Below are 6972 nucleotides of genomic sequence, written 5' to 3'. Positions count from 1 at the left end.
GGCTGTCGTTGTGGAACGTGCTGTCTGAGAGACAAGGAAGGGGCGGTCGGCGATAGCGCACGGCCGTCCCCTTTTCTTAGGTCACTTAGTTGACGGTTCGCTGCGGGTTCGAACGCTCATGCTCGGGGTCCAGGCAGAAGCTGGAGTATACGTTGTTCTTCTCATTGCTCTCGGCGACCTTGTTGCCGTGGTCGATGACCATGACGAAACTCGCCTTGCCGTTCACCCAGGCGCTGTCGGGAATGTGCGCCTCGAACATGTACTTCCAGGCGGGGTTGGTCATCGTCTGAGTCTGGGAGATCTTTTTGCCGCCGGAGAACTGGAACTGCACGGTCACTTCGCCGGCGGGCTTGTCACCCTTGTTCTTGACGGCAATCTGTGCGCCTCGGGGACGCGTGTCGTTGCCGGCCAGGAACATGCAATACATCTTGCCCGGCGTGCCTTCCACGCCAAGGGGATAGTAGGGGAAGCCGTAGAGATCGACGTGCGGCTGCGCCTTCACGTCGTCCGCAGCGCCCGGCTTGCCAACAGGCCCGCGGGTCGGCGGCGTGGGCTTGGCGGGAACCGCCTTGAACTGCGCAGACTGAACGACGGGCTGTGCCGCGGCTTCGGAAACGACGTCGACGTCCGGCGCGGTGACGGCCAATGCCAGCGCTGCCGTGGCGGACGCGAGAACAAGGTTTTTGAACATGGAAAATCGCTCCAGTAGGGTTGGATTGCCCTATTGGTCGCTGTGGTATGCAAGAAAGTTCAAAGGCCGGGAATCTAAGGTAGGAGGCGGAGAGCCGGGCCAAAGCACCCGATTGCCGGGCAGATCGAGATCGACCGATTCAGATCGGCGGGTTGGGGCGCGGCGGACCGGGCGGCCGCACGGAGATGTCGAAGCAGGCGCCCTGGGGCAGGGCGGTCAGCATGTCGGGCGAGAAGACGGCCCAGGCGCCGGCGGCTTTCAGGGCACCGACAAAGCCGGGCTCGTCGGACTGGGCCAGCCAAAGCCGGCCGCCGAGCAGGCTGCGGATCGGCCGCCCCTCGGCGGCGGCGACGCGCAGCAGATTGCGGTCTTCTCCGACACCCATGGTGGGGAAGGCGACGAGAACGAGCCCGCTCTCCGTGTCGTCGAGGGCGGCGCTGGGCAAGGCGATGGCCATGGCCGCCAGCCAGAGGCCGAACAGCAGCAGCAGGACCTTCAGAGCAATGCCGTGGGTCCCCTCTGCCATGGCGGCCGCTATCCGGCCTGCGCCAGGCGCGCCACGCCTTGTTCGCGGATCGGCCAGTGCACCGCCGCGGCGAGCAGGCCAAGGGCGATGCTGATCCACCACACCACATCGTAGGAGCCGGTTTGGTCGAAGAGGTAGCCGCCCATCCAGACCCCCAGAAAGGCACCGACCTGGTGGCTGAAGAACACGATGCCGAAAAGCATGGCCATGTGCTGGGTGCCGAAGAACTGGGCGACGAGGCCGGAGGTCAGCGGCACGGTAGACAGCCAGAGCAGGCCGATGGCCAGCGAGAAGACCAGCACACTCGCTTCGCTGATCGGCAGCAGGATGAAGAGCGCGATCACGACTGCGCGGGCGAAGTAAAGCGCCGAGAGCAGGTACTTCTTGCTGAACCTGCCGCCGAGCACGCCGGAGGTGTAGGCGCCGATGATGTTGCCGCCGCCGACAAGCGCCAGGGCCCAGGCGGCGAGGCCCGCCGGCAGGCCCATGTCGGTGATGTAGGCGGGCAGGTGGGTCTGGATGAAGGCGACGTGAAAGCCGCAGACGAAAAAGCCGGCGGTCAGGTAGTTGTAGCTGGGATGGGCAAAGGCCTCACCCAGGGCCGCGCGGATCGATTGCTTTGCCTCATGGCGGGTATCGGGCCGGCCGGTCAGCGCCGCCGCGCAGGGCACCATCAGCAGCGCCATAAAGCCGAAGATCGTCAGCGCCATCGACCAGCCGTAGGCGGAGATGAAACTTTGGCCGAGCGGCACGACGAAGAACTGGCCGGCCGAGCCGGCGGCCGTGCCGATACCCAGAGCCCAGGAGCGCTTCTCCGGCGAGACCCGACGGGTGAAAGCGGCGAGCACGATGGCGAAGGAGGCGCCGGCCACACCCAGGCCCACGAGCACGCCGGCGGAGAGAGTCAGCATCCCTGGTGTCGAGGCGTTGGCCATGATGAAGAGGCCGGCGGCGTAGATCAGCGCGCCGATGGTCAAGACCCGGCCGGAACCATAGCGGTCGGCAAAGGCGCCGGCGACCGGCTGGGCCAGCCCCCAGAGCAGGTTCTGGAGCGCAATGGCAATGGCGAAGACCTCGCGCCCCCATCCGAAGGCGCTCGACATCGGGTCGAGGAAGAGGCCGAAACTGGAGCGCAGCCCGAAGGACAGCAGGGCCAGGAAGCAGCCGGCAGCGATGACGAAGAGCGTTGTGCGCCAGAACGGGCTGCGGGGCTCGGTGGGGGCAACGGCGGTCATCGCGGGAGCGCTTCCTCAGAAAGGCTGGAGACAGGCTGTGTCATTGACGCCAAGTCTAGGCATCGCCGGAGTTTCCGGCAAACGCCGGTCGCTGACCGGCGCCATGCCCTCTCGGCATGGCTTCCACACTGCATTCTTGCGGCTGTCGGGCCGCCGACCCCCCTTTTTCTGCCAGACTGTCCTGAATGCCCGCCTGATTGGCGGCGTTCAGATCGCCCGCACCTCGAAACCGGCGCAGTCCAGCGTGTAGCTGCCGTCCTCGCCGATCTCGAAATGGGCGGCCACTTCCCGAGGCGCCTGCATTTGGAGGGAGCGTAGCGCCCGTTCGTGATCCGGCGGCGTCTGCATCCGCTCGATCCAGGGCTTGAAGTCGATGCGCAGGCGAAAGCGCTTCAGTTCCTGGATGGCGAAGCTGGCACCCTGGAGGGCGGCCACCCACTCCTCGATGGCGTAGTCGCGCACGTGGGAGGGGTCGCGCAGCAGTTCGATCGCCTGCAGGTGGGTGTCGAGCAGCGGCGTGCCGGGGGAGACCGCATCGGCGAAGACCGCCGTCGCGCCCGCGGGCATCACGCGCCGGCATTCCCGCAGGGCCGCGTCCAGGTCCTGCCAGTGGTGGGCGCTGAACCGGCTGGCGGCGAAGTCGATACTGCCGTCGTCCAGGGGCAGGGCGCAAACGTCGCAGGCCTTGGTCTCCAGGTTGTCCAGGTCCTTCGCGCGGGCGGTCTCGGCCACGGCCGCCAGCATCTGGTCGGAGAGGTCGCAGGCGATCACCCGCCCGGCATGGGCTGCCATGGCATAGCTGACATGGCCGCCGCCGGCGCCGAGGTCGAGGGCTGTGCACGGCTGCGCGCGCTCGGCCCGTTCCGCGATCCAGGCGAGGTCCGGGCCGCTGCTGTGCACGGCGCTGGCGACATAGGCTGCCGCGCGCGGGCCGAACTGGTGGTCGATCAGGGCGCTCAAGGATTTCTTGCCGGCCATCGCAGGGGTCCTTTTTGGCATCGGAAAGGCCCGGCCATGCTGCCATCCGGGCCTGATCCGTTCATGAAATGATTTCTTGATCTGCGGCGAAGAGTCAGTGTATCGCAGCATTTCTTGGCGTGCTAATGAGGACTCGTGATTAGTATTGAGATTTTCTCATGATTGAGCGGCCCAGCCTGAAGGCGCTGCGGGTGCTGCTGGAGGTGCGGCGCAGCGGCAGCTACGCAACGGCGGCCCAGCGTCTCGGCGTGACGCCCTCGGCGGTTTCCCACATGATTGCGGCGTTGGATGCCGAACTCGGCGGCACCCTCTTCGAGGACCGGCGCCGCGCCCGCCTGAGCCCGCGCGCCGAGCGGCTGGTGGACAGCCTGGAGCCCGCCTTTCAGGCTATCGCCCATGCCGTCGGCCAGTACCGCGCCCAGCGCGCCAGCATCCGTGTCTCGACCCTGTCTTCGTTTGCCGTGCTCTGGCTGATTCCGCGCCTCGGCCGTCTGCGGGCGCGCCTGCCCAATGTGGACATCCTGGTGTCGACGGATCTGCGCCCGGTGGACCTGAACGCCGAGCCCTTCGACTGCGCGGTCCGCTGGGCGGTGCGTCCGCCGGAGGCGGCCGGGCTGGTCACGCTGCCGCTGTTCCGCGAACGCCTGGCGGTGGTCGCCAGCCCGCGCCTGCTGGAGGGGCGGGCGGACATCTCTGTCGCCGCTCTGCCGCGCCTCAAGGCGCGCTCGCGCATGGACGACTGGTCTCTCTTCCTGGGGGATGATGGTGCAGGAGAGCCCGCCGGCGGCATCACGGTCTTCGAGACCCGCAGCCAGATGCTGGAGGCCGCGGTCGCCGGCCTCGGCGCCGCGGTCATCGACCTGAGTCTTGCCGAACAGAGTCTCGCCGCCGGCCACCTCGTCGACATCGGCGGCCGGGCCGTCGAGCAGCCCGTTGCCTATCACTTCCTCTGCCGCCGCACCGCCCTCGACGAGCGCCCCCTCCGGATCTTTCGCGACTGGCTGGTGGAGGAGGCGGGTGCGCAGGCCGGTATGTCAGGTTAGCTCATCACCATTGGTGAGCTGCTCGCTCGCGCGCGGAGCTTTGATAAGAAAGGCTGTTCTGCGACGAGCGCTAAGATCATGCCTCAATGGGGATCATGGTAAGAGCCAGTCAGATACAAGGACTTTCTCAGTGCTGGTGATGAAGGTGCCTTGAACATTGAGCTAGCCAATTCGAAGCTTAGGGAGCAAGCAGATGACGGAGTACAAGGAAGAGAACAAGCTTCATGACCGCTGCGTTTCCATCCTGGGTGTAGAAAGCCAAATCGCAGGTCGTTACGAGACGCTTCGGTTTCAGGTGACGAATGTTGTAGTCCTCGCTTCCGGTGCCTTAGTTGCCTTTGCCGCTTCTGGGAATGGCCCAGGCAACCTGAAAGCAGAGGTGCCAGTTTTCCTCATTGTGATCGCGATTGTTGGGTTTCTCATGGTCAAGCGACTGAACCACGCACATGATACCCACTACCGGCACTATCTGAAGGCCCGTCAGATCCTCTATCGCAGCAACGATAAGTTGGAAGAGAAGGGCAAGGAGATACGAGAGGCCTACGATAAGAAAACCGCAAGCTTCAATTGGTTGGACTATGACCGCACGTGGGAATGGGTCGTGCTCTTTGTTCCTTTGGCAGGCGCTCTAGCAATCATTCATTGAGATTGCACAAGCTGGCCAGTGTCGATTGCGGTGCTGATGCATGGGGGCTCCTGCTAGGGCTTACATTGGAGTTTTCGCCCGCTTTTTCTCTGTGGTCGGAGCTAGGTTTCTGACTGAACGTCAAGCCGCTCGCGATGGCTTTCGCAGCCGCAGCGTACGCAAGTATTGCTCTGCGCTTGTTTGTGTAAGGCGCCCTCCAACTTGGGAACAAAAACAGAAAGGGCCGCTTCCGAGAAGAAGCGGTCCTTTTTTGTTTCTGTCCGACGCGCCGGGTCAGGCGGCCGGCTTGATGTCGACGCCGTTGGTCTGGAGGAACTCCGACAGCTCGCCGGTCTGGAACATCTCGCGGATGATATCGCAGCCGCCGACGAACTCGCCCTTCACATAAAGCTGGGGGATGGTTGGCCAGTTGCTGAAATCCTTGATGCCCTGGCGGATGCCCGGGTCCTGCAGCACGTCGATGCCTTTGAACTTGACGTTCAGATGCGACAGGATCTGCACCACCGCGGCGGAGAAGCCGCACTGCGGGAACACCGGCGTCCCCTTCATGAAGAGGACGACCTGGTTGTCGCCGATCTCCTGCTTGATCCTCGCGGCTACGGTTTCGTCCATAACCTTCACTCCTTGTCTCTCAAGATCTCTCTAGGTTGGTTTGCGCCCGGCTGCTCTTTGCATGTCCTTTGCCGGCAAGCACTCACGCCCCGGCGTTCATGCTTCCGGCGGCGTCGAAGTCTGCAGTGCCAGGGCGTGCAGTTCGTTTCCCATGCGTCCCTGCAGGGCCTGATAGACCATCTGATGCTGCTGAACCCGGGTCTTGCCGCGGAAGGCCTCCGAGACGATGTAGGCGGCGTAGTGATCGCCGTCCCCGCGCAGGTCTTCGATGCGGACTTCCGCATCCGGCATGGCGGTCTTGATCATGCCTTCGATTTCCGACGGGTTCATCGGCATTGGCTCTGTCCTTCCCCAGCCCCTCTTGTGGGGGTCCCTCTGATAGGCTCCTGATCGCCTGGATCGGCGCTGGCGGCGGTCAGACCTCTCCGGCCATGTAGGCGGCCAGCCAGATCTCGTGGGCGTCGCGCAGCTTCGCTAGCGATATGGCCTCGTTTTCCGCCAGGTTCAAGCGATCCCCGCCGCTCAGGCCCAGAACCCGGGCCGGAACCCCGGCCTCGGCCGCTGCGGCCAGCAACGCCTCGGCGTCCCGGCAGGTGACAAGATAGCGCGCCTGGTCTTCCCCAAACAACCATGCGGCAAGAGGGGTGTTTTCCGGCGCGGAGGCCGCGATATCGGCGCCGCAGCCCCCGGCCAGGGCCATTTCCGCCAGGGCGACGGCGAGGCCGCCGTCGGAGAGGTCGTGGCAGGCGCTGACGGCGCCAACGTGGATCCGGTCGCGGACAAAATCCCCATTGCGCCGTTCGGCGGCCAGGTCCACCGGCGGCGGCGCGCCATCGCGGCGCCCTTCGATGTCGCGCAGGTAGACCGAGGCGCCCAGATGGCCTTCCGTCTCGCCGATCAGGACGATGGTCTCCCCCGCGCCCGGCAGGCCGATGCCGACGGTCCGGTCCAGGTCTTCGATCAGGCCGACGCCGCCGATCACCGGGGTGGGCAGGATCGCCTGGCCGTTGGTTTCGTTGTAGAGCGAGACGTTGCCGGAGACGACGGGGTAGGCGAGGGCCTCGCAGGCCGCCTTCATCCCGGCCACGCAGCCGACGAACTGGCCCATGATCTCCGGGCGCTCCGGGTTGCCGAAGTTCATGTTGTCGGTGACCGCCAAGGGCCGGGCGCCGACGGCGGTGAGGTTGCGCCAGCTCTCCGCCACCGCCTGGGCGCCGCCGCGCTCCGGGTCCGCCTCGCAG

The 6972-nt window shown here is 65.4% G+C and carries 9 protein-coding genes; 2 read left to right on the top strand and 7 right to left on the bottom strand.

The window, feature by feature from the left end; genetic code table 11:
• Window positions 1–85: 85 nt before the first annotated feature.
• The 4 genes from Q0982_RS17910 to Q0982_RS17895 all read right to left on the bottom strand — a co-directional run bounded on the left by Q0982_RS17910 (window position 86) and on the right by Q0982_RS17895 (window position 3430).
• Window positions 86–691, bottom strand: a complete 606-nt coding sequence (locus tag Q0982_RS17910; protein ID WP_299397742.1) for a CARDB domain-containing protein — start codon at window positions 689–691, stop codon at window positions 86–88.
• A gap of 139 nt (window positions 692–830) precedes the next feature.
• Entirely contained in the window at window positions 831–1217 is a 387-nt protein-coding gene (locus Q0982_RS17905) for a hypothetical protein (protein WP_299397740.1), read from the bottom strand.
• 8 nt (window positions 1218–1225) lie between these two features.
• Window positions 1226–2452, bottom strand: coding sequence for an MFS transporter (locus tag Q0982_RS17900; RefSeq protein ID WP_299397739.1), 1227 nt, complete (start codon window positions 2450–2452; stop codon window positions 1226–1228).
• A gap of 207 nt (window positions 2453–2659) precedes the next feature.
• A complete protein-coding gene (locus Q0982_RS17895; protein WP_299397737.1) occupies window positions 2660–3430 on the bottom strand; it encodes a class I SAM-dependent methyltransferase in 771 nt (256 codons plus the stop codon).
• 158 nt (window positions 3431–3588) lie between these two features.
• On the opposite strand from Q0982_RS17895, the gene Q0982_RS17890 reads away from it, so the two are divergent.
• Together Q0982_RS17890 and Q0982_RS17885 are read left to right on the top strand one after the other, a co-directional pair.
• Window positions 3589–4473 carry a LysR substrate-binding domain-containing protein gene (locus Q0982_RS17890; protein WP_299397736.1) on the top strand — a complete coding sequence of 295 codons (885 nt, stop codon included), beginning with the start codon at window positions 3589–3591 and terminating at the stop codon, window positions 4471–4473.
• Between the two features lie 193 nt (window positions 4474–4666).
• Complete coding sequence (locus tag Q0982_RS17885; RefSeq protein WP_299397734.1) at window positions 4667–5119, top strand: hypothetical protein; 453 nt, start codon at window positions 4667–4669, stop codon at window positions 5117–5119.
• Window positions 5120–5392: 273 nt separating this feature from the next.
• Here the strand turns inward: Q0982_RS17885 and grxD are convergent, their stop codons facing one another.
• The 3 genes from grxD to Q0982_RS17870 form a co-directional block, all read right to left on the bottom strand.
• On the bottom strand, window positions 5393–5731 hold the full coding sequence (gene grxD, locus Q0982_RS17880; protein ID WP_299397733.1) for a Grx4 family monothiol glutaredoxin: 339 nt from the start codon (window positions 5729–5731) through the stop codon (window positions 5393–5395).
• 96 nt (window positions 5732–5827) lie between these two features.
• Window positions 5828–6067, bottom strand: a complete 240-nt coding sequence (locus Q0982_RS17875) for a BolA family protein (protein ID WP_299397731.1) — start codon at window positions 6065–6067, stop codon at window positions 5828–5830.
• Between the two features lie 79 nt (window positions 6068–6146).
• A partial coding sequence (locus Q0982_RS17870) for an AIR synthase-related protein (RefSeq protein ID WP_299397730.1) occupies window positions 6147–6972 on the bottom strand: 826 nt, incomplete at its 5' end.

Origin of the sequence: Pelagibius sp. (genome assembly GCF_028281305.1) — a bacterium.
Classification (GTDB): domain Bacteria; phylum Pseudomonadota; class Alphaproteobacteria; order Kiloniellales; family Kiloniellaceae; genus Pelagibius.
The sequence above is the reverse complement of the archived record's forward strand: the minus strand, read 5'-3'. Positions and strand labels throughout refer to the sequence as shown.